19 protein-coding genes are annotated in these 21,652 nt (G+C 55.7%); 2 read left to right on the forward strand and 17 right to left on the reverse strand.

Features of this window, described 5'->3' with window-relative positions; all coding sequences use genetic code 11:
• Positions 1 to 30: 30 nt before the first annotated feature.
• The 5 genes from DYE40_RS07725 to alaS all read right to left on the reverse strand — a co-directional run bounded on the left by DYE40_RS07725 (position 31) and on the right by alaS (position 7,807).
• The gene (locus tag DYE40_RS07725; RefSeq protein WP_115308545.1) at positions 31 to 1,116 is read right to left on the reverse strand and encodes an HNH endonuclease family protein; all 1,086 of its coding nucleotides are present in this window, start codon (positions 1,114 to 1,116) and stop codon (positions 31 to 33) included.
• Between the two features lie 2 nt (positions 1,117 to 1,118).
• The gene (locus DYE40_RS07730) at positions 1,119 to 2,120 is read right to left on the reverse strand and encodes an adenine-specific methyltransferase EcoRI family protein (protein ID WP_115308546.1); all 1,002 of its coding nucleotides are present in this window, start codon (positions 2,118 to 2,120) and stop codon (positions 1,119 to 1,121) included.
• Positions 2,121 to 2,721: 601 nt separating this feature from the next.
• Positions 2,722 to 3,633, reverse strand: a complete 912-nt coding sequence (locus DYE40_RS07735) for a NotI family restriction endonuclease (protein WP_115308547.1) — start codon at positions 3,631 to 3,633, stop codon at positions 2,722 to 2,724.
• Entirely contained in the window at positions 3,634 to 4,839 is a 1,206-nt protein-coding gene (locus DYE40_RS07740) for a DNA cytosine methyltransferase (RefSeq protein WP_115308548.1), read from the reverse strand.
• A 73-nt stretch (positions 4,840 to 4,912) separates the two neighbouring features.
• Positions 4,913 to 7,807, reverse strand: a complete 2,895-nt coding sequence (gene alaS / locus DYE40_RS07745) for an alanine--tRNA ligase (protein ID WP_115308549.1) — start codon at positions 7,805 to 7,807, stop codon at positions 4,913 to 4,915.
• Between the two features lie 190 nt (positions 7,808 to 7,997).
• Between alaS and DYE40_RS07750 the strand changes: the two genes are divergently transcribed.
• Positions 7,998 to 8,852 carry a 23S rRNA (adenine(2030)-N(6))-methyltransferase RlmJ gene (locus DYE40_RS07750; RefSeq protein WP_115308550.1) on the forward strand — a complete coding sequence of 285 codons (855 nt, stop codon included), beginning with the start codon at positions 7,998 to 8,000 and terminating at the stop codon, positions 8,850 to 8,852.
• Between the two features lie 259 nt (positions 8,853 to 9,111).
• Here DYE40_RS07750 and DYE40_RS07755 read toward each other — a convergent pair whose 3' ends face one another.
• From DYE40_RS07755 to rpsT, 11 genes are all read right to left on the reverse strand, one after another.
• Positions 9,112 to 9,891: a TatD family hydrolase gene (locus tag DYE40_RS07755; RefSeq protein ID WP_115308551.1), complete on the reverse strand. Its 780-nt coding sequence runs from the start codon at positions 9,889 to 9,891 to the stop codon at positions 9,112 to 9,114.
• Between the two features lie 331 nt (positions 9,892 to 10,222).
• Positions 10,223 to 11,044, reverse strand: a complete 822-nt coding sequence (thiD, locus tag DYE40_RS07760; RefSeq protein WP_115308552.1) for a bifunctional hydroxymethylpyrimidine kinase/phosphomethylpyrimidine kinase — start codon at positions 11,042 to 11,044, stop codon at positions 10,223 to 10,225.
• Positions 11,045 to 11,422: 378 nt separating this feature from the next.
• A complete protein-coding gene (locus DYE40_RS12295; RefSeq protein WP_147286610.1) occupies positions 11,423 to 11,620 on the reverse strand; it encodes a hypothetical protein in 198 nt (65 codons plus the stop codon).
• A 47-nt stretch (positions 11,621 to 11,667) separates the two neighbouring features.
• Positions 11,668 to 12,456: a tetratricopeptide repeat protein gene (locus DYE40_RS07770; RefSeq protein WP_115308940.1), complete on the reverse strand. Its 789-nt coding sequence runs from the start codon at positions 12,454 to 12,456 to the stop codon at positions 11,668 to 11,670.
• A gap of 262 nt (positions 12,457 to 12,718) precedes the next feature.
• A complete protein-coding gene (gene pyrC / locus DYE40_RS07775; RefSeq protein ID WP_115308554.1) occupies positions 12,719 to 13,753 on the reverse strand; it encodes a dihydroorotase in 1,035 nt (344 codons plus the stop codon).
• Positions 13,754 to 13,854: 101 nt separating this feature from the next.
• Positions 13,855 to 15,663, reverse strand: coding sequence for an aspartate--tRNA ligase (aspS, locus tag DYE40_RS07780; RefSeq protein WP_115308555.1), 1,809 nt, complete (start codon positions 15,661 to 15,663; stop codon positions 13,855 to 13,857).
• A gap of 142 nt (positions 15,664 to 15,805) precedes the next feature.
• Positions 15,806 to 16,741, reverse strand: coding sequence for a restriction endonuclease (locus DYE40_RS07785; protein ID WP_115308556.1), 936 nt, complete (start codon positions 16,739 to 16,741; stop codon positions 15,806 to 15,808).
• A 55-nt stretch (positions 16,742 to 16,796) separates the two neighbouring features.
• On the reverse strand, positions 16,797 to 17,258 hold the full coding sequence (locus tag DYE40_RS07790) for an Ivy family c-type lysozyme inhibitor (protein ID WP_115308557.1): 462 nt from the start codon (positions 17,256 to 17,258) through the stop codon (positions 16,797 to 16,799).
• A gap of 157 nt (positions 17,259 to 17,415) precedes the next feature.
• Entirely contained in the window at positions 17,416 to 18,105 is a 690-nt protein-coding gene (locus tag DYE40_RS07795; RefSeq protein ID WP_115308558.1) for a DUF502 domain-containing protein, read from the reverse strand.
• A gap of 98 nt (positions 18,106 to 18,203) precedes the next feature.
• On the reverse strand, positions 18,204 to 19,340 hold the full coding sequence (locus tag DYE40_RS07800; protein WP_115308559.1) for a phospholipase A: 1,137 nt from the start codon (positions 19,338 to 19,340) through the stop codon (positions 18,204 to 18,206).
• An 88-nt stretch (positions 19,341 to 19,428) separates the two neighbouring features.
• Positions 19,429 to 19,692, reverse strand: a complete 264-nt coding sequence (rpsT, locus tag DYE40_RS07805) for a 30S ribosomal protein S20 (RefSeq protein ID WP_115308560.1) — start codon at positions 19,690 to 19,692, stop codon at positions 19,429 to 19,431.
• A gap of 277 nt (positions 19,693 to 19,969) precedes the next feature.
• Here rpsT and DYE40_RS07810 point away from each other — a divergent pair, with 277 nt between their 5' ends.
• Positions 19,970 to 21,109 carry an extracellular solute-binding protein gene (locus tag DYE40_RS07810; RefSeq protein ID WP_115308941.1) on the forward strand — a complete coding sequence of 380 codons (1,140 nt, stop codon included), beginning with the start codon at positions 19,970 to 19,972 and terminating at the stop codon, positions 21,107 to 21,109.
• Between the two features lie 446 nt (positions 21,110 to 21,555).
• On the opposite strand, the gene DYE40_RS07815 is transcribed toward DYE40_RS07810, so the two are convergent.
• Positions 21,556 to 21,651, reverse strand: a complete 96-nt coding sequence (locus DYE40_RS07815) for a methionine/alanine import family NSS transporter small subunit (protein WP_172461238.1) — start codon at positions 21,649 to 21,651, stop codon at positions 21,556 to 21,558.
• Between the last annotated feature and the right edge of the window lies 1 nt (position 21,652).

Raw genomic sequence — 21,652 nt, forward strand, 5'->3', positions numbered from 1 at the left:
CCGGTTTCCCATTTTCAGACGGCCTTTTACTTATTTGTCGGATTTTTTGCGGTTGCAGTTTCTGCACAGCATCTGCCCGTTGTCTTCGCTGGTTTTGCCGCCCTCGCGCCACGGTATGATGTGGTCGCCTTCCATTTGGCCGATTTCGAATTTTTCTTTGCAATGCGGACAGATGCCGTTTTGTTTTTCGTACATTTTGCGCTTCATGCCGTCTGAAAAAGTACGCAGGTTGAGGTGTTTTTCATCGCGGGTCAGCACATAGGGATAGATGCCTTTTTTGTTGCCGACTTCATCGTCCAGCATCAGGTTTTTGATTTCGGCTTCCAATTTATCGGCATCCAATACTTCGTCTTCAAAGAGGTTGTGCAGCCTGCCCCATTCCACGCCTTTCATTTCTTTTTTGCGCTTTACGCGGAACACGGCTTCCGTCCAAGTCATTACCTTTTGGAAATACTGCCACAGCGCCAGTGCATTCGGGTCGTTTTGGTGCTGTGCCATATAGCTTTCAATCTGCCCGTTGGAAATCCAGTTTAAGGCTTTTTCCAAAAACTCCTGCCGTATCGGGCTGCCTGAAACATAATCCTGCCCGATTTGGTATGCCACACAGCCGTTTTTGCTGAAATAGCGTTTGGCATCGGCCAGCCACGGGCCGTGGTATACAGCGTTACGCAACTCCTGCGCGGTGAGTTTTTCGCCCGCAATATTGATGGTTTCAAACCATTTCAGTTTTTCGCTGTCCGTGCCTTCGCAGATATAAACCATCAGCTCGTAATCCAGAATCTGCTGCTGTTCGTCGCCTTGCAGATTGTGGAAATAGCGCATCAGATAGGCAAAATCGCCGTTAATGTATTGGCACAGCGACAAGGTGCGCTGCTGCCCGTCGATGACTTCAAACGTGCCGTCTGCACGCTTTGCCCAATACATCACATTGAGCGGAAAACCCTGCCGCACCGTTTCGATGACCGCATCGCGCTGTTTGTCTTTATAGACAAATTCGCGCTGGTAGGGCGGGCGCACGTCCAGCAGGCCGCCGTAAGCACGCACGCCGTTTTCGGCATCATCTTGGTAGTCTTGGAATAATTCGCGTACGGTGATTTGTTTCAGTTCGATTTCCATGTTTACTTCCGCTTGATAAATATACGTTTATAAACTTTTTTTCCGTTGATTTTTGCACTGTCTTCTTTGAATGTTGTTAGCCTAATAGCTTCAACTTCCGGTACGTCATCGCCTCCTCTATCCGTTGTGCCAATAATCTCAAACTGCTCTGGATTATGCTTATCCAAAAAGGTAATCGGCACACCCATGACTCCGTCAAAATCGCAGGGAATTTCCGCCACTTTACCCACTTCGATGGCATCGTAATTGTCGTAATGCGGATATTCTTCGGGCGTGTAGCGTTTGTATAAAACCAGCTCTTCATGGCGTTTGTCGTGGTCGAGATTGGTGAACCAGTGGACATTACGAAATTTGACTAACTGTGTTTCTGGGTTATAAACACCTTTTGCGAATCTCTCATGGTTAGTATCTGCTATTTTGAAGTAAGCATTTCCACCGGAAAAACCATTCCCAAGCCATAATTGGTTGTTTTTAATTAGAGGAAAAATTTCCTTATAAGTAATGGCATTAACGTTACCAATAATCAAAAACTTCTTCCCGTATTCCACAAGCTGCGCCACATATTCGCGAAACAGCGAAAACGGCGGATTGGTTACGACAATATCGGCTTGTTTCAGCAACCCGATACATTCATCGCTGCGGAAATCGCCATCGCTTTTGAGCGGTTTGACGGCAATTTCTTCGGGATTGGGCAGATTATCACCGTTTTTGTCGCCCTCATATTCCAGCCATACTGCCGCTTCACTGTCGTTTTGGCTGAATAAGTCGGTGCGTTGGCTTTTGTAGCAGGTGGCAATCAGCCTTTTTAAGCCGAGATGGGCGAAATTGTGGGAAAAATAATGGAAGAAATTGCTGATGCGCGGGTCATCGCAATTGCAATAGACGGTTTTGTTTTTGAAATGGTGTTTGTAATGCCGCAGTTCTTTTTCAATATCAGACAGTTCGGTGTAGAACTCGTCGTTTTTGGCGCGGTTGGCGGCGTGCAGAGATTTGTTGCCCGACATATCAAGCCTCCTCCAAAACGGCAGAAGTGCTTGATAAGGTATTGATATTTAAGTTATAATTGGCTGGCTGGCTGGCTGGCTGGCTGGCTGGCTGGCTGGCTGGCTGGCTGGCGATAATTGCGTCTGCAATTCATGCTGTCTGCTCCTAACTTGTTGTTGTCTTTAAATTTAGGCCGTCTGAAACCGTTTTCAGACGGCCTGCTTCTTTCTGTTTCTGCCGAAAGCTGCCTGAAAACGGGATTTACCCGCATTCAAGCTGCTTTTGGTTGTCGGATACAAGTATCCGACCTACGGCTGGCTAAAAAAAATTGAGAGTTTCCTGTAATCCCAAAGTTTCGTCATTCCCGCGCAGGCGGGAATCTTGGTAGAATTTTAGCCGTTCTTCATTTTCTCAAATATTGCCGAATATCAGCCAAGATTCCCGCCTGCGCGGGAATGACGGCAGTAGGTTTGCGGGCATGGCGACGGGTTTTCAGATGGCCTTTAGCGTAATTTCCAAGCGAACCCTGTAGGTCGGATTCTCGAAACCGACATTGCTTGGTTTCAGACAGCCTTTGGATGCGTCGGTACAAGTATCCGACCTACGGCTTGCTTGCTCAAATTATTTTTTACCAAGCGCATGCAGTATGGCAGTTTTATAAATGTTTTCGTCAGGTAATTCTACGTTATTAAATGCTTCCTGCACCCTATATACAGTTGTTGTTAATGAATCCACCTCTTCTAATGCGGTAGGTAAACCGTCTCTCAAAACAGGATTTGATGGGAAATCGTGTGCAATAAAAGTAATTGCAGCAGGTTGTAGTGTAAACCGTAGTAATTTTGAAGCTCCGCCTAATCTATCTGCTATACGGTTAAAAACAGGCTGGGGACAGACAAAAAATAATCCGCTTTTACATAGTTCTTCCCTTTGGAGAACCTGCCCTTTATAGATAAGCTGTGGAAGTATTCGTTTGGATACGTTTTCCCAGTTTAAGCCTACGGTTGTTTTCTCCAAAATGCGTCCGTTTTTAAGGGCGGAAAATCCATTTCTATAATTTCCTGTGGTATCGATAGTCTGTACCTCAACCGCAGTAAATTCAATAAGGTGTCCTTCTTCATCAAGAAATGCAAGAACCCAATCAACGAAATAACCGCCTTTCCCTAATTTTTGAGGCAACCTTAACTCACCTCCCCATTTTTTACCAAAGACCGCAACACACTTTTTCCTGCTATCCCGCGCAAAAGTAATTGCATCTTTTCCTGCAATAAAAGGAAGATTAGGTAGGAACACTTTATCTGAAATATTTCTCAAAATTTGATAGTCATCTGCATAAAGTCTTATTGGGCAACAGATAACTGCTTTTTCTGATGTTGCTTGCCGGATAGAACAAACTCCTGAAACCGTTCCATCATTGAATGTTTTTTCACAACGTTCCAAAACAAACGGGCATTCCTCATTTTTGACGGCATTTAAGGCGGCTTCGGATTTGTCTCCAACACGATAGCCGAAAAATTCAAAAATATATCCAGCCATTTACAAACCCGCTGCTTTTTTCTCATGTTGGCCGTCTGAAACCAAAAGTTTGACAAGAGAATAACCTATTGCCGCAGCTAAAAAAGGGGGAACTGCATTACCCACTTGTTCGTATTGTTCGGCTTTTGAACCCGTAAAAATAAAATGATCAGGGAATGTTTGTATGCGGGCAGCTTCTCGAACACTGAAAACCCTGTCTTGATCATAATGAAAATAAGCCCCCCAATGCGGATCACATTTTGTCAAAATAGTCGATGCAAGGCCGTCAGGACTGACTCTTCCATAGCGTTTGGTGTGGTCAGATTTTCTTGCACGCTGCATTCCTCTTGGCAGTAAATCGGTAGGAATATTTGTCCAGTTTCCACCTGCTGGAATATATGTCAGACGTTCCAAATTAATTTTGGACAACCGTGGTGCTTCATGATTAAAAACACCTGATGAAAATTCACGCATAAATGATTGGAATTGGTTTCTAGGCTTGGTTCGGTATTCTTTGCATTCATTGCCTGTTTCCCCGTTTTCCAAGGCGGGCAAATCAGATAGTGCGTCTTTTACTGAGATATGCTGTTGCAAATTATTTTTTTTTGGAAATCCGATAATATTCCTACCATTAAAATGAGAAGTAAAATTTACACGCAGGGGGGCGTCATATTCAGGCTGCGGGAAGGCCGTCTGAATATCTTCCCAATTTTTCATTCCTATAATAATTGTTCGCCAGCGGGTTTGCGGCACACCATAGTGCGGGGCATACAGGATTCGTACGTCCGCATAATATCCGTGATTATTCAACTCATACAAAATAGCTTGCAATGTCATTCCATTTTCAAAAGATACCAGACCTGGGACATTTTCAATTAAAACCGCTTTGGGTTGGAATTCATCCACAAAACGGATAAATTCACGAAACAGATGATTACGATCATCATCCGTTGTCCGTATGGGAGCATTAATTGAGAACCCTTGGCAGGGCGGGCCGCCTGCTATCAAATCCAGTTCTCCTTGTTGCAAACCTAGATTTGAACGGATTTCGAAAGCATCAACTGTACGTATATCACGCTGATCTACTATGGTATTCGGGTGGTTTAATGCGTAGGTTTCTGAATACGTTTTCATAATTTCATTCGCGTATAAAGAATGAAATCCTGCCTGCCTCAAGCCTTCCGACAAACCGCCGGCTCCCGAGAATAAATCAATCATTTTCAACATAAATACACCTTTCAACCATTTAAAACAGCCCAAACCCCCTAATTTATTTCAGGCTGCCTTTGTCAAACCCAAATCAACCCAGCTTCGCGCTCACCCAGCTTCCTATACCTGCCATCATCTCGGGCAGTTTTTCCACATCGGTGCCGCCGGCTTGGGCGAGGTCGGGGCGGCCGCCGCCTTTGCCGCCGATTTGTTCGGCGGCGTGTTTGACGAGGTCGCCGGCTTTGACTTTGGCGGTCAGCGGTTTGGAAACGCCGGCGCAGAGGGAGACTTTGCCGTCGTTTTCGGCGGCGAGCAGCACGATGATGTTGTCGCCTTTGCCGGTGAGGTCGGTAACGATGTCGCGCAGGGCGGCGGCATCGGCTTCGATTTGGGCGGCAACGAGTCTGGCTGCGCCGAGGTCTTTGGCGTTGTCTAGGAGTTTTGCGCCGGCGTGGACGGCGAGTTCGGCTTTGGCGGCTTGCAGGGCTTTTTCAAGCTGTTTGGTTTGGGCGGCGTTGGCTTGGATTTTGGCGAGCAGGTCTTTTGCGCCTTGGGCTTTGACTTCGCCGATGGCTTCTTTTAACAGGGCTTCCTGCTGCTGCACCCATGCGAGGGCGTTTTGGCCGGTGATGGCTTCGATGCGGCGGATGCCTGCGGCGATGCCGCCTTCGCCGGTGATTTTGAAGAAGCCGATGTCGCCGGTGCGGGCTACGTGGGTGCCGCCGCACAGTTCGGTGGAGTATTCGTCCATAACGACGACGCGCACGAGGTCGCCGTATTTTTCGCCAAACAGCATCATGGCGCCGGTTTTTTGGGCTTCTTCCATGCTCATGGTTTTGATTTCTACGGGCACGTTTTGCATGATGGCGTGGTTGACGCGGCGTTCTACTTCGGCGATTTCTTCGGCGCTGACGGCTTGCGGGTGGGAGATGTCGAAGCGGGTAAGTTCGGCGTTTTGCAGGCTGCCTTTTTGTTCGACGTGTGTGCCGAGCACTTCGCGCAGGGCTTGGTGCATGAGGTGGGTTACGCTGTGGTTTTTGGTGATGGCGTCGCGGATGGCGTTGTCGACTTCGGCGCAGATGCGGTCGCCTGTTTTCAGACGGCCTGACATGAGTGTGCCGAAGTGGCCGTGTACGGCGGCTTTGATTTTTTGGGTGTCTTCGACTTCGAAGCGGTTTTCGCCGTTGAAGATGTAGCCGACGTCGCCCACTTGGCCGCCTGATTCGGCGTAAAACGGAGTGTGGTCGAGCACGATGATGCCGCTCTCGCCGGCGTTGAGTTCGTTTACGGCTTCGCCGTCGCGGTAGAGGGCGAGGATGGTAGCGTCGGTGCTGCGTTTGTCGTAGCCGTGGAACCGGGTGTCTGCGCCGTCGTAGGCGACTTGGGCGTTGGCTTTGAAGTTTTGGGCGGCGCGGGCGCGGGCGCGTTGGGCGGCCATTTCGCGCTCGAAGCCTTCTTCGTCCAGCTCGATGCCGAGTTCGCGCGCCATGTCGGCGGTGAGGTCGTAGGGGAAGCCGTAGGTGTCGTAGAGTTTGAAGATGTGTTCGCCGGAGATGATGAGTTTGCTGTTGGCGATGTTGTCTTTCAGGTAGCCGTGCAGGGCTTCGCCGTAGGGGCGGTGTTCGGCGGGCGGCAGTTTTCCGCTGACCACGTCTTCAAAACCGACGGCAAGGGTTTCGTTCAGGCTGCCTGAAACTTGGGGGCGGACGACGATTTGTTTGCCGTCGGCGCTGTGGCGGGCGGCGGCGGTAAATTCGCGGCCGTCTGAAGTGTGCAGTTTCAGCGGTTCGCCTGCGCCGTCCAGCGGCAGCAGGGATTCGAGTTTGAGAAACTTCATGCCGTTCAGCACTTGGTTAAACAGCCCCATGCCTTTTTCCAGCGTTTCGCCGAAGCGGGTTTCTTCGCCGCGCAGGGCTTCCATGATGTGAGTTTGTTTTTCTTTCAGCTCGGGGTAGGCATCGCCCATTTCTTTGACCAAATCGGGCACGAGTTTGTAGAAAAAGGCGTTTTTCTGGCCGAGTTTGTAGCCGTGGCGCACGGCGCGGCGGATGATGCGGCGCAGCACGTAGCCGCGCCCTTCGTTGCCGGGCATCACGCCGTCGGCAATCAGGAAGGCGCAGGAGCGGATGTGGTCGGCAATTACTTTCAGGCTGGGCTCGTCCATGCTGAACGGTGCGCCGGTTTCGCGGGCAACGGCTTTGAGCAGGCCTTGGAACAGGTCGGTTTCGTAATTGCTGTGCACGCCCTGCATCACGGCGGCCATGCGCTCCAAGCCCATGCCGGTGTCTACGGACGGTTTGGGCAGCGGGTTCATGTTGCCTGCTTCGTCGCGGTTGTACTGCATAAACACGCAGTTCCAGATTTCAATCCAGCGGTCGCCGTCTTCTTCGGGGCTGCCGGGAATGCCGCCCCAGATGTCTTCGCCGTGGTCGTAGAAGATTTCCGAGCAGGGGCCGCAGGGGCCGGTGTCGCCCATCTGCCAGAAGTTGTCGCTGGCGTAGCGGCCGCCTTTGTTGTCGCCGATGCGTACGATGCGCTCGGCGGGCATGCCGATTTCGTTGAGCCAGATGTTGTAGGCTTCGTCGTCTTCGGCATAAACGGTGGCGAGCAGTTTTTCTTTGGGCAGGTTCAGCCATTGCGGCGAGGTGAGGAATTCCCACGCAAAATGAATCGCGTCGCGCTTGAAGTAGTCGCCGAACGAAAAATTGCCCATCATTTCAAAGAATGTGTGGTGGCGGGCGGTGTAGCCCACGTTTTCCAAATCGTTGTGCTTGCCGCCGGCGCGCACGCATTTCTGCGCGGTGGTGGCGCGGCTGTAAGCGCGTTTGTCGAAGCCCAGGAATACGTCTTTAAACTGGTTCATGCCCGCGTTGGTAAACAAGAGCGTCGCATCGCCGTGCGGCACGAGCGGGGAGGAAGGCACGATTTGGTGGCCTTTAGATTCGAAGAATTTGAGGAATTTTTGGCGGAGTTCGGAGGTTTTCATGGTGGTTTTCTGCTATCGGTTAAACGGTTTCAGACGGCCTGCAACATCTTGTGCAGGCCGTCTGAAAATTGAATAAAAAATCCTGCGTATCTTACCGCAGATTTGCCCCCGCGCCTACTCGCCCCAGCCCCTACCGCACAAGCCGCACTTGGCTTAAAATCGCCTTTTCACAGATGCAGACGGCCGTTTTATGCTCAGCTACCGCCACGCCTTCCACGCCGGCAACCACGCCGACATACTCAAACACTTCATACTCTTCCTCACCCTCGAATATTTCAACCGCAAAGACAAACCCTATTGGTATATCGACACCCACAGCGGTGCCGGCCTTTACGACTTAAACAGCGGCCACGCACAGAAAGTGGGCGAACACCGCCACGGCATCGGACGGCTGCTTGCGGCGGCAGAACGCAGCACCCTGCCCGAACCGCTGGCACGGTTTGCAGGCCGTCTGAAAACCATTCTGCCCCAACCCGGCCTTTATTGCGGTTCGCCGTGGCTGGCACAGGCGCAAACGCGCGGATGCGACAAACTGCGGCTGTTCGAGCTGCATCCTGCCGATTTTGCCCTGCTGGAAAACAATATGCGCGAAGCAGGACTCAAACGGCGCGGCATCCTCAGCCGCGAAGACGGCTTCAAAGGCCTGATTTCCCTGCTGCCGCCGCCGACCCGCCGCGCCGTAATCCTAATCGACCCGCCCTATGAAGAAAAACAAGACTACGCCCGCGTGGCGCAGACGCTGAAAGACGCGCAAAAACGTTTCGCGCAAGGCTGCTGCCTGATTTGGTATCCCTGCCTGAGCCGCGAAGAAAGCCGCGCACTGCCCGAACAACTGAAAAAACTCGCGCCCGAAAACCACCTGTGCGCCGAGCTGCACACCGGCACACCCCGGGCCGACGGCTTCGGCATGCACGGCAGCGGCATCTTCGCCGCCAACCCGCCCTACCTGCTGGCCGAACAGCTCGCACAAAGCCTGCCCGCGCTCACAGAAATCCTCGCGCAGGACGGCGGTGCGCGGTTTGTACTCGAACATCAAGCCTCATAAGCAAAGCCGGCGGTTCGGGATTGGCAGTATGGAAAACAAGACACATAAAAGCCCCTTTCACTCGGCACTAAGTTAAAGGGGCTTTCCTTTTGCAAGATACGCCCCTTACATGGGGCGCAATATATGAGGCCGTCTGAAAACAGATTCCGCCCGTGCGGGGCTGCGTTTTCAGACGGCCTCATGTCATTGGCGGTGCCCACGCGGCCGACACAACGGACTCCACCCGCATTCGGCCGGTATTTCCCGTAAGCAGGCACAGTTAAGACTTTTCGGAACAACCCGGAAAATCCGCCGCATCCAGCAGTTCCGCCACATTGCTTTCGGCAGCGGCAGCCAACTCGGCAAGAGAAATGCCGCGCAGGGCGCAGACGGTTTCGGCAACGGCGCGAACCCGGGCAGGCGTGTTGGCCGCATCTTTGGCCATAAACGGGCTGTCGGTTTCCAACACCAGAGCAGAGAGCGGCAGCTCTGCGGCGGCGCGGCGGGCTTTTTTCGCATTCGGGTTTAAAACGAGAACGCCGATGCCGATTTTCATGCCCTGCGCGGCAAACAGGCGTGCTTCTTCCATGCTGCCGGAAAACGCGTGGACGATGCCGCGCCTGATGCCGTGCTGCCGCAGCAGGTGCAGCAGATCCGCGCCGGCGCGGACGTTGTGCAGCAGCACGGGGCGGCGGTGGCGCGAAGCCAGATCGAGCTGCGCGGACAGGCATTCGCGCTGCCGCTGCCGCTGCGTTTCGTCTGCGGTATGTAGATAATCCAAACCCGTTTCGCCAAGCATCGCCTGCGGATGGCGGCGCAGCAGTTCTTCCAGAGCCTGCCAATCGTCTGTTCCGCCTTCTTCCGCCGCAAACCACGGATGGATGCCGAAAGCAGGGACAATCCGCGCGTCCGCCAAAGCCGATACCGCCGGCCAGTCGGCACGGCGGGCGGAAGGAACGAAAAACCGCGTTACGCCCGCTGCGGCGGCTTCGGCGAGTATTTCGGGCAGGCGGCCGGCAAGCGGCGGTTCGGCAAGGTGGGTGTGGGTGTCGGTAAACATCGGGCGGCTCGGCCGGCTGCGGGTTTGCGGGGAGAAACAGGCCGTCTGAAAAAGCGTTTGCCGCTTTTGCTGCGCGTATCGGCGGTTTCAGACGGCCTCTGCATTGTCGGGAATGCGTGCGTGGCTGTACCGCACACGCTACGGCAGGTTCGGCATGACGGTTTGGCCGTTTGGCAGGGTGTGCCGCCCAAGCGGCGCACGCGGTTTTGCGGGCTTGGGTGTTTGCCGGATAGAAAATATGAGGCCGTCTGAAAAAGCGTTTTGCGGTTTCGGTTTCGCCAAAAGCGTGCTTTCAGACGGCCTCTTGCCCGTTTTCCAAACGGCGCAGTGTTCAGCGCACGGTGCGCCAGAAGTGGGCGACGGGGCCGCTGCCGTGGCCGAGCTGCCAGTGTTGTCCGGCATCGATTGCGCCGTGCAGATAGCTTTTGGCGGCGGCCACGGCGAGATTGAGCTGCCTGCTGTGCGGATAGAGGGCGGCGATTGCGCTGGACAGCGTACAGCCGGTGCCGTGGGTGTGGCGCGTGGGGATGCGGCTGCCGATAAAGCATTGCGGATCGGCATTCCGGCGCACCAGCCAGTCGCGGGCGGTGTCGCCGCTCCAATGGCCGCCTTTGAGCAATATGGCTTTCGCGCCGCGTGCCAGCAGGCTTTCGCCCTGTTTGAGCATTTCGCTTTCGCTTTCGGGCAGGGTGTTGCCGCTGAGGGCGGCCAGCTCGCTCAGGTTGGGCGTGAGTATGTCGGCCAGCGGCATGAGTTCGGCCAGCAGGGCGGCGCAGGTGTCTTCAAGGGCGAGGCTGTCGCCGGAAGTGGCGACGAGGACGGGATCGAGCACGGTAAAAGGCACGGGATGGCGGCGCAGCGCGTCGGCCACGGTGCGGATGGCGGCGGTGTCAGGCAGCATACCGATTTTGACGGCATCGATGCGGATGTCGGAAAAAACGGATTCGCATTGGGCGCGTATGATTTCGGGCGGAACGGTGTGTACGGCCTGCACGCCGGTGGTGTTTTGCGCGGTAACGGCGGTAATCACGCTTGCACCGTATGCGCCGAGTGCGCCGAAGGTTTTGAGGTCGGCCTGAATGCCCGCGCCGCCGCCGGAATCGGAGCCGGCGACGGTGAGGACGCGGGGATAGGGTTTTTCTTGGGGCTGCATGGGGCTTCTCCTTTGGTTGGGAAAACGGATTTTCAGACGGCCTGTGCCGAACGTCAAGAAACACGTAAGCGGCTGCGCTGCACAAGCTGCGTTGGTTCGGAAAAGAGGGCGATGCCGTCATTTTCAGACGGCCTCTGCATCGGCGGGAACGCGTGCGTGGCTGCTCCACACACCCTACGGGGTTTGGCAACCGCTGTGTCCGGCACGGGGCAATGTTACCGTTCGGCAGGGTGTGCCGCCTAAGCGGCGCACGCGTTTTCTGCGGGCAACAATGCTTGGCGGCATGGGAAACATCAGGCCGTCTGAAAAACATATTGCGGTTTTCAGACGGCCTTTTTCCGAACCGGCGGGAACGCGTGCGCGGCTGCGCCACACACCCTACGGGGTTTGGCAACCGCTGTGTCCGGCACGGGCAATGTTGCCGTTCGGCAGGGTGTGCCGCCTAAGCGGCGCACGCGTTTTCTGCGGGCAACAATGCTTGGCGGCATAGGGAAACATCAGGCCGTCTGAAAAGCATATTGCGGTTTTCAGACGGCCTCTGCATTTGTCGGGAATGCGTGCGTGGCTGCGCCGCACACCCTACGTTGGTGTGGCTCTGCGGGCTTGTTGCTGCCGTTTGATATTCAAACGGCTTTAAGGGCCGCGCGGGCTTTGGCTTTGATTGCGGCATTGTCCGCCGTATCGGGCTGCGCCAGTACTTTGCGGAACCATGCCGCCGCTTGTGTGAGGTCTTGCCTTATGCCACGGCCTTCGGCGTACATCGCGCCCAGGTTGTATTGGGCCACCGCATCGCCTTGCTCGGCGGCTTTGCGGAACCATGCTGCCGCCTGTGTGTAGTCCCGCGCTACGCCTTGTCCGTTGTCGTACAACACGCCCAAGTTGGATTGCGCGTCGATGTGGCCTTGTTCGGCGGCTTTGCGGTACCACGCCGCTGCCTGTTTGTAGTCCTGCCGTACGCCGCGGCCTTCGGCGTACAGTACGCCCAAGTTGTATTGTGCGTCGGTATAGCCTTGTTCGGCGGCTTTGCGGAACCACTCCGCTGCCTGTTTGTCGTCCCGTGCCACGCCACGGCCGCCGTAATACAGCACGCCCAAATTGTATTGCGCGTCTGCATTGCCCTGTTCGGCGGCTTTGCGGAACCACGCGGCCGCCTGTTTGTCGTTTCGCGCTACGCCCCGGCCTTCGGCATACAACGCACCCAAACCGGTTTGCGCCGTAGCATCGCCTTGTTCGGCAAAGGGGCGGAGCAGGCGGAAGAGTTGGCCGTAATTGCCGGACTTGTATGCTTCAACCGCTTGTCGGGCGGCGCGGCTGTCGGCCGAAGCAGCCTGCACGGGGGCGGCAAAGGCCAGCAGCAGGACAAGGGCGGCGGAGTTTGGCAGGAGTTTGTGAAAAATGCGCGGGGGGAACATGGTTGTCTCCGTAATCAGACAGGCGGCTTGCGCCGCAGGGTTAAAAAATCCGCCCCGTTGCGGGGCGCGGAAATTGTAGCAGAGGGTCGGGGCGGCAAGCATCTTTCAGACGGCATTTCTTCCGCTCGGCAGGGAACTGCCGGCAGGGGCGCGTGCGTCGCAGAGCGGCACACCCTACGCGTATTCGGTGCGGTAAAACGGACAGGCCGTCTGAAAAAAGCGGATTGTGCTTTTTTCAGACGGCCTTTTTTGTGTGTTTCGTTCAGTACCGTACTGTCCAGCCGACTGTCTGTCCCGCACGCATCGGTACGAGCAGACCGCCGCAGTAGGGCAGGCTTTCGGGGACGGTTTGCGGCTGTTTTACCAGGGTAATGGTGTCTTGGTTTTCGGGCAGGCCGTAGAAGCGTGCGCCGTTTTGCGAGGCGAAGGCTTCGAGTTTGGCCAGCGCGCCCGCCTGTTCGAACGCTTCGGCGTAAAGCTCGACGGCGGTCATCGCGCTGAATATGCCGGCGCAGCCGCAGGCGTTTTCTTTGGCGGCTTTTTCATGCGGCGCGGAATCGGTGCCGAGAAAGAATTTGTGCGATTTTGCGCCGGTAACGGCTTCTATCAGGGCTTTGCGGTGGGTTTCGCGTTTGAGTACCGGCAGGCAGTAGTGGTGCGGGCGCACGCCGCCGACCAGAATGTCGTTGCGGTTGAGCAGCAGGTGCTGCGGCGTAACCGTTGCCGCCACGTTGCCGCCCGACTGGCACACCAGCTGCGCGGCTTCGGCGGTGGTGATGTGTTCGAATACGACTTTCAATTCGGGAACACGCGCCAAAACGGGCTTCATCACGCGCTCGATAAAGGCGGTTTCGCGGTCGAAAATGTCGATTTCGGGGTCGGTTACTTCGCCGTGTACCAGAAACAATATGCCCTGCCGCGCCATTTCTTCCAATACGGGGATGAGTTTGAACAGGTCGGTTACGCCGGAATCGGAATTGGTGGTGGCGCCTGCGGGGTAGAGTTTGAAGGCGGCGATGCCGGCAGCTTTGGCTTCGCGTACCAGGGCGGGTGTGGCTTTGTCGGTGAGGTAAAGCGTCATCAGCGGCTCGAAGCGGCTGCCTGCGGGCAGGGCGGCGAGAATGCGCTGCTTGTAGGCCAGTGCGTCGGCGGGGGAGACGACGGGCGGCTTGAGGTTGGGCATAATCACGGCGCGCGCCATCTGGCGGGCGGTGTAGGGGACGGTGGTTTGGAGTGCTCCGCCGTCGCGCAGGTGCAGGTGCATATCGTCGGGGCGGATGATGGTGAGGGTTTGCATGGCGGTTCCTTAGACGGGTGTTTGGTGCCGGTATTTGCGATTGAGGCCGTCTGAAAACCGGCAAACCGGTTTTCAGACGGCCTTTTGCGGCTCGGCGGCGGCTAGGCTTCTTTGTTTTCCGCCGCTTTCTGGCGCAGGCGCAGGCCGAGTTCGCGCAGTTGTTTGTCGTCCACCGCACCGGGCGCGTTGGTGAGCAGGCATTGGGCGCGCTGGGTTTTGGGGAAGGCAATCACGTCGCGGATGGATTCGGCACCGGCCATCAGCGTTACCAAGCGGTCGAGACCAAAAGCCAGGCCGCCGTGCGGCGGTGCGCCGAATTTGAGGTTGTCGAGCAGGAAGCCGAATTTTTCCCGCTGCTCTTCGGGCGTGATTTTCAGCGCGGCAAACACTTTTTCCTGAATGTCGGCGCGGTGGATACGGATGGAGCCGCCGCCGATTTCCCAGCCGTTGAGCACCATGTCGTAGGCGCGGGCGAGGCAGTTTTCGGGATCGGATTCCATCAGGTCTTCGTGGCCGGGCTTGGGCGAGGTGAACGGATGGTGCATGGCCGCCCAGCGGTCGTTTTCTTCGTCGTATTCGAACATGGGGAAGTCCACCACCCACAGCGGTTTCCATTCGTCGGTGAAATAGCCGTCGGCCGCGCCGTGTTCCAAGCCGACTTTGATGCGCAATGCGCCCAAGGCTTCGTTGACGGTTTTGGCTTTGTCTGCGCCGAAGAAAATCAAATCGCCGTTTTGTGCGCCGGTGCGTGCGATGATTTCTTTCAATGCGGCTTCGGACAGGAATTTGACAATCGGGCTTTGCAGGCCGCTGTCTTCGCCGTTGGAAAGGTTGGATACGTCGTTCACTTTAATATAAGCCAGGCCTTTTGCGCCGTAGATGCCGACGAATTTGGTGTATTCGTCGATTTCCTTGCGGCTGAACTTCGCGCCGCCGGGTATGCGCAGGGCAACGACCCGGCCGCCTTTCATGTCGGCGGCGGCACGGAATACTTTGAATTCTTCCGTTTTCATCAGGTCGGTCAGCTCGGTGAATTTCAGGCTGATGCGCATATCGGGCTTGTCCGAGCCGTAGTTGAACATGGCTTCGGAATAAGGCATACGCGGGAAACTGCCCAAATCCACGCCCAGCGCGTCTTTGAATACCTGTTTGGCCATGCCCTCGGTGATGTCCATGATTTCGTCTTCGGACAGGAACGAGGTTTCCAAGTCGATCTGGGTGAATTCGGGCTGGCGGTCGGCACGCAAATCTTCGTCGCGGAAGCATTTGGTGATTTGGTAGTAGCGATCGAAGCCGGCCACCATCAACAGTTGTTTGAACAATTGCGGCGATTGCGGCAGAGCGAAAAATTCGCCCGGATGCACACGGCTGGGCACGAGGTAGTCGCGCGCGCCTTCGGGAGTGGAGCGGGTGAGCATCGGGGTTTCGATGTCGATAAAGCCCTGCTCGTCGAGATAGCGGCGCACGCCCATCGCTACTTGGTAGCGCAGGCGCAGGTTGCGCTGCATGACGGGGCGGCGCAGGTCGATGACGCGGTTGGTCAGACGCACGTTTTCGCTGAGGTTTTCATCGTCGATTTGGAAGGGCGGCGTGGCGGCGGCGTTCAGCACTTCGATTTCTTTGGCAAGGATTTCGATTTTGCCGGACACCATTTTGTCGTTGGTGGTACCCTCGGGGCGGTTGCGCACGCGGCCGGTGATGCTCAAAACGTATTCGTTGCGGGCGGAATCGGCCGTCTGAAAGGCTTCGGGCGTGTCGGGGTCGATTACGACTTGGACGATGCCTTCGCGGTCGCGCAGGTCGATGAAAATCACCCCGCCGTGGTCGCGGCGGCGGTGTACCCAGCCTTTGACGGTTACGGTTTGGTCGAGATAGTGTTCGCTGATGAGGCCGCAGTAGTTGGTACGCATGGTTTCGGTCTTTCTGTTTTGACGGAGTATTTAAAAGTTTTCAGACGGCCTGAAACAGCCTGAAAACGGAAACGGGCGGATTTTAATGTTTTGCCGGATTTTATGCAGGCTTTCAGGCTGCCTGCCGGGCGTACGGAAATGGTCAGAATGTGGATCTTGCCGTGTCATCCGGCATTTCATCCCAAAAGTCGCCATCCAGTTTTTTGATGGCAAATACCTGCTCGGTCTGCATTCCGACATCGTAACGGTAGATGTATTCGGCCAATTGCAGGCCGTCAATCAACACCACTCGGGTGGCGGACAGATTTTGCACATAACGGACGGCATCGGCCGAATAGCGGGCAGTCGTAATGAAAATGCCTTTGTCTGCATTCTGCCCCTGCAATGCGCCGACGAATCCCTGAATATCGGGACGGCCGATTACCGCGTCGGTTTGATAACGTTTGGCTTGGATAAAAATTCTGCCGAGACCGAGCACATCTTCACGAATTTCGCCGTCAATGCCGCCGTCGCGGCTGGCCCGGGTTACTTGGGCGGATTTTTCCAGCCTGCCGCCGTAGCCCATTTTTTGCAGCAAGTCCACCACCAGCTTTTCAAACGCCTGTGGTGTTTTGCTCAAAATGGTGTTTAAGATTTCGTCATATATTTTTTGGCGTATGGCACCAAACGAGGCTTCAAGCTGTTCTGTCGGTGTGGTGTCCGCTACTTCCGCAGTAGCAACCGTTTCTTTGCCGTCGGCTTTCTGCCCACGTTCACGCTCCGTCATTTTCTGTTTGACGTAGGCGATGACTTCGGCAGCATCTTTTTGTGCGTATTCCCTGCCCAAACCGGTAATCACATAATGTCCGCGTTTGGGACGGGACAGCAGGCCGCTCAATGCCAGATAGCTCAATGCCCAAGAAATACGGTCGGCAAACACTGCGCCGTTGCCCGATTCATATTCTTGAGCAATATCGTCGGTATCCAAACCGAAATGTGCGGCCAGCGGTTCGATCAATTGGGCTTTACGCCGTGTTTCTCCCGAGGCAAGAAGTTTAAGAATGGGCAGGCGTAATTCTTCAAAGGAGGGGATAGGCATGATTGGGCAGGTAAAGCGGGGTCGGATTGCAGGCTGTCAGGCCGTCTGAAAAGGTTTATTCGTCGGCGGGAACGAGTTTTTGCAGGGCTTCTTTCTCGGCGGCGGTGGGCTTGCCGTAGTAGTGGTCGCTGTAGCGGAAATCGGTGGTGCCTTCGACGGCCTGCCTTTCGCGGTACAGCACGACGGCGCGTTGTTTGTTGATGAGGATATAGAGTGTGTTGCTGATGCAGTTGTGCGGCTCGCACAGGGTGGAGGCGAGGTAGCGTCTGCCTTCCACGCTTACCGGCTCTTCGGGGGCGGTGGGGCCGTTGGCGTTTTTAATCCAATAGCCGTGTTTTTTGGGCGTGTGCGGCACGATTTGGCTGCGCCACACTTTGCGGTAGGCGGGTTTTTTCAGCAGGTCGAACAGATAGGTGTCGGCATCTCCCCGTTCAACCTGTTCGGATTTGGCGGCGGCAGGGACGGCAACGGTCAGGGCGAGTGCGGCGGTGGCGAGGATTTGGGCAATGCGGGACATGATGAGCCTTTCAAATGTGGTTTGGCATAAAACAGAGGCCGTCTGAAACGGTGTGCTTTGCGGAGATAAAGCGGAACAGGCGGATTCTAATGCTTTGCACGGGTTTCAGGTAGTCTTGTGCGGTTTGGGGCTTTGCCGCAATCCGCCGCCGCCGTTTTCAGACGGCCTCTTGGGAGCCGCCCGCGCCCGGTGTTGTTACCGCTGTGTCGTCGGGCAGCACCATGCCCAGCGAGATGACGTATTTCAGGGCTTCGTCCACGCTCATGTCCAGCTCGCGGATGTCGCTTGCGCGTACCATGATGTAGTAGCCGCCGGTGGGATTGGGCGTGGTGGGGACGTAGACGGGTATGCGCGGTTCGGCATCGGGCAGGGCGGCGGCGATGTTGTCGGGCAGGCTGCCGGAAACAAAGCCGATGGTCCAGATGCCGGGCTGGGGGAAGGGGACGAGTACGGGGGTTTTGAACGAGCGGCTGTTGTCCGACAGCAGGCTTTCGGACACTTTTTTCACGCTGGAATAGATGGATTTGACCACGGGAATGCGGCCGAGCAGGCTGTCCCAGCCTTCGAGGATTTTGCGGCCGAGGACGTTGGCGGCGAATACGCCGGTCAGGAAAAGGACGATGACGGCAACGATGAAGCCAGTGCCGGGAATATTGAAGCCGAGGTAGCGTTCGGGCTGCCATTGGGCGGGGATGAGGGCGGCGAGCCGGTCGGTGGCGGAGATGATGTAGCCGATTACCCACACGGTTACGGCAATGGGCATCCATACCAATACGCCGGTAATCAGGTATTTTTTCAACGCTTTGCCGACGGTGTTTTTTTCTTTTTCTGCTTTTTGCTCTGCCATGTCTGTTTCCGGTGTGCGAAATGGGTGGAAAAGGCGGGGGAGTCCGCAAAGCTGTTTTCAGACGGCCTTTGGTGTTTCGAGGCCGTCTGAAAAGGCGGTCAGAGGCCGTCCCAGCCTTGGAACATCAGGCCGAAGCCGATGCCGTTTTGTTTGTGGTTGTAGTCGATGAGGCTGTCGCCGTAGCCGTGAAAGCCGCGCACAATGCCTTGCAGCTTTCCTTTGATGGGGAAGGTGTAGGCGGCTTCGGCCGCGCCGTAGCCGGTGCGCGGGTTGTAGCGCAGGGTGGCGGACAGGTTTTGTTTGTCGGTAAGGCGGTAGTGCAGCTTCAAATCGCCGTAGCCTATGTAGTCGGCGAGGTCGGGATTGTCGTTTTTATCGCCTTTTTCGTCGAATACGCGCGTCCAAACGCGGGGAATGACGGTCAGCCTGCCCCATTCCATGCCGGCCATGGCGTAGATTTTGTTCCACGAACGCGATTCGGGGCGGCTCTGGCCGTTGGACTGGTGGGCGAAACCCGCGCCGATCATGCGCAGGCGGCCGCCAAAGGGCAGATGCGAGCGTACGGGCTGGGTAATGAAGATTTCAGGCTCGTAGTCGGTATTGCGGAAGGGGGCGGAACGGTTGCCCTGGTTGTAGATCTGCCAGTCGGATTTCTGTGTGTAGCCGAACCACAAGTCGGCACGGCTTTTAAACAGGTCTTCGGCGACTTTGCTTTTGAAGGAAACCTGCATTTTGGTTTCGGTGCGCTGCTGGTCGGTAAAACGCTCCTGGGTGGTGGTGCCGCGCGTGGGCGAAGAGGGCGTGCGGTTGGGGCTGCTGTTGTACCACGCCGGCATCAGGTACATGGGCTGGTGTTCGCGCACGGTGAGAATGCCGCCGGGGCGGTTGGCATCCAAATCATACATACGGCTCAGAGGCGTGTAGGCTGCGGCCGCTTCGGCAAGCTCTTCCGTAGGCGAAACCACGCCGTCTTTATGCTCCACCAGTACGGGCTCGCGAAGCTGTATGCTTTCGCGCACGCTTCCGACTATATCCGGCTGCGGCTTGGCTGCGGGCTGCGGCATTCCTACCTTTTGCACAGGCGGAAACTGTGCGGCGAAGATTTTGTCGTAGCAGGCCAGGCGCAGCGCATTCTCCTGCAACAGGGCGCATTGCAGCGCGGCATCGTCGGCCGCGTGTGCGGCGGGCAGTATCAGGACGGAAACGAGGGCGGACAGATAAAGCGTTTTGTTCATGCGGCTTTCTCCGGGAGGCGGTTGCAAAAAGCCCCCGCCAACCGCATGGCGGCGGCTTCGGGGGCTGTGTGCTGCACATTCAAGCGCGTCAGGCCATGGCTTTGATTTTGGCCGACAGACGGCTTTTGTGGCGGGCGGCTTTGTTTTTGTGGAACACGCCTTTGTCGGCAATGCGGTCGATGACTTTTACGGACTGGACATAAACGGCCTGCGCGGCGGCTTTGTCGCCTGCTTCGACTGCTTTCAGAACTTTTTTTACTGCGGTGCGGAATGCGGTACGCAGACCGGCGTTGTGGGTGCGGTGTTTTACCGCCTGACGGGCGCGTTTGCGGGCTTGTGCGCTGTTGGCCATAGTTGGTTGTCTCCTGAATAAATGGAATTTTGCAAACCGCGCATTCTAATAAGCAAACAGGCCGAACGCAAGGATTTTTCACGTTCCGCGCCTTTGCCGGGCCTTCCCTGCGGGCAGAGGTGCGTGCGTGCGGCGGGGCGGAATCCGGCAAAGAATGGTGCGGGAAAATGTTTAATATTTTGTTTTTCTGTAAAAAACCGTTACAATCAATCCGGAGCCGGACATTGGTGTTCCGGCATATTTCGTTCAATATCAACAGCAAGGAATGATAGCCATCATGAAAAAAACCTTATTGACTGCAATGATTGCACTGGCACTGGCCGCCTGCGGCGGAAACTCCGGACAAAGCGGAGCCGATGCCGAGAGCCGTGGATCTGCAACTGCTGCCAATAGCGGCGCGACCGACGCGCTGAACATTTACAACTGGTCGAACTATGTGGACGAGGAAACCGTCGATGAGTTCAAAAAAGCCAACAACATCAAGCTGGTTTACGACCTCTACGAAAACAATGAAGCCCTCGAAGCCAAAGTGCTGACAGGAAAATCGGGCTACGATCTCGTTGTTCCCGGCATCGCCTTCCTGCCGCGCCAGATTCAGGCCGGGGCGTATCAGAAAATCAACAAAGACCTGCTCCCCCACTACAAAGACATCAATCCCAAGCTGCTCGAAATGCTGGCTGTTGCCGATCCGGGCAACGAATACGCCGTTCCCTATTTCTCGGGCGTAAACACCGTGGCCATTACCGCCAAAGGCAAAGAGGCTTTGGGCGGCAAGCTGCCGGAAAACGGCTGGGATCTGCTGTTCAAACCCGAATACACTTCCAAGCTCAAAGGCTGCGGTATCGCCATGTGGGACAGTCCGAGCGAAGTGTTTCCGATTCTGCTCAAATACCTGGATAAAGATCCTGCCGGCAAAAATCCCGCCGACATCGACGCGGCGGCCGAAGTGCTGAAAAAAGTGCGTCCCGACATCAAACGTTTCAGCCCCTCGCTGATCGACGAACTGGCACGCGGCGACGTGTGTTTGGCGGTGGGCAACGGCGGCGATTTGAATATGGCGAAAAAGCGTTCCGAAGAAGCGGGCAACAAATTCGGTATCGAAGTGCTCAACCCCAAAGGCATGGGCTTTTGGATCGAATCGTGGCTGATTCCGGCCGATGCGAAAAACGTTGTCAATGCGCACAAATACATCGATTACACTTTGCAGCCCGAAGTGGCGGCGAAAAACGGCAACTACGTAACCTTTGCCCCCGCCAGCCTGCCTGCGAAGGCAATGATGGATCAGAAGCTGACCGAAGTGCGCTCGATTTTCCCCACCGACCAAGATATGGCCGACGGCTTCGTGATGCCGCAGATGAGCAACGAAGCGAAAAAGCAAACCGTTGATCTGTGGCAGAAAATCAAAGCAGGCAACTAATATCTGCCGCTGAAAACGGCAATATAAAAAAGAGGCCGTCTGAAAACCGCCAACCGGTTTTCAGACGGCCTCTTTCTTTTTATAACGAGTCAGATTAAGAAATATCCGCCTCTCTGTCCGCATAAACAGGCAAGGTGTGCCGCTCTGCGACGCACGCGGATTTGCGGATTGGTCGGAAGGTTGTTTGTAAAACAAAGAACGCGTGCGTGGCCTCACCACATTTTACACGGACGGCAGAGGCCGTCTGAAAAGTGCAAACGGTATTTCGGATGCGCTGAACCCGTGTATTCAGACGGCCTCATTTTTCTGTTTTTTAAAATGCCCGTGCCAAAATCTGCAACCGCGTGCGCCGCTTGGGCGATACATCCTAATTTGACGGCAGAGGCCGTCTGAAAAACAAATTTTCAGACGGCCTCTTCAAACGCAATATGCTGTGGTGTCCGGCTTTATCCGCCGTCTTCCTTGGGCAGGCGCAGGATGGCGACGACGAAGCCGCCCCAAATCACGATTAGGGAAATCAGCATCATAATGATGGCGAACATA

Source organism: Kingella potus, assembly GCF_900451175.1.
GTDB classification, from domain to species: domain Bacteria; phylum Pseudomonadota; class Gammaproteobacteria; order Burkholderiales; family Neisseriaceae; genus Neisseria; species Neisseria potus.

Coding starts and splice junctions, on each gene's coding strand:
- thiD (WP_115308552.1), bottom strand. CDS start 11,044: ATGCAGCCCCAAGAAAAACCCTATCCCCGCGTCCTCACCGTCGCCGGC.
- DYE40_RS07795 (WP_115308558.1), bottom strand. CDS start 18,105: ATGGCAGAGCAAAAAGCAGAAAAAGAAAAAAACACCGTCGGCAAAGCG.
- DYE40_RS07790 (WP_115308557.1), bottom strand. CDS start 17,258: ATGTCCCGCATTGCCCAAATCCTCGCCACCGCCGCACTCGCCCTGACC.
- rpsT (WP_115308560.1), bottom strand. CDS start 19,692: ATGGCCAACAGCGCACAAGCCCGCAAACGCGCCCGTCAGGCGGTAAAA.
- DYE40_RS07770 (WP_115308940.1), bottom strand. CDS start 12,456: ATGTTCCCCCCGCGCATTTTTCACAAACTCCTGCCAAACTCCGCCGCC.
- DYE40_RS07730 (WP_115308546.1), bottom strand. CDS start 2,120: ATGTCGGGCAACAAATCTCTGCACGCCGCCAACCGCGCCAAAAACGAC.
- DYE40_RS07800 (WP_115308559.1), bottom strand. CDS start 19,340: ATGAACAAAACGCTTTATCTGTCCGCCCTCGTTTCCGTCCTGATACTG.
- DYE40_RS07740 (WP_115308548.1), bottom strand. CDS start 4,839: ATGTTGAAAATGATTGATTTATTCTCGGGAGCCGGCGGTTTGTCGGAA.
- pyrC (WP_115308554.1), bottom strand. CDS start 13,753: ATGCAAACCCTCACCATCATCCGCCCCGACGATATGCACCTGCACCTG.
- aspS (WP_115308555.1), bottom strand. CDS start 15,663: ATGCGTACCAACTACTGCGGCCTCATCAGCGAACACTATCTCGACCAA.
- alaS (WP_115308549.1), bottom strand. CDS start 7,807: ATGAAAACCTCCGAACTCCGCCAAAAATTCCTCAAATTCTTCGAATCT.
- DYE40_RS07815 (WP_172461238.1), bottom strand. CDS start 21,651: ATGTTCGCCATCATTATGATGCTGATTTCCCTAATCGTGATTTGGGGC.
- DYE40_RS07725 (WP_115308545.1), bottom strand. CDS start 1,116: ATGGAAATCGAACTGAAACAAATCACCGTACGCGAATTATTCCAAGAC.
- DYE40_RS07755 (WP_115308551.1), bottom strand. CDS start 9,891: ATGTTTACCGACACCCACACCCACCTTGCCGAACCGCCGCTTGCCGGC.
- DYE40_RS07810 (WP_115308941.1), top strand. CDS start 19,970: ATGAAAAAAACCTTATTGACTGCAATGATTGCACTGGCACTGGCCGCC.
- DYE40_RS07750 (WP_115308550.1), top strand. CDS start 7,998: ATGCTCAGCTACCGCCACGCCTTCCACGCCGGCAACCACGCCGACATA.
- DYE40_RS07785 (WP_115308556.1), bottom strand. CDS start 16,741: ATGCCTATCCCCTCCTTTGAAGAATTACGCCTGCCCATTCTTAAACTT.
- DYE40_RS07735 (WP_115308547.1), bottom strand. CDS start 3,633: ATGGCTGGATATATTTTTGAATTTTTCGGCTATCGTGTTGGAGACAAA.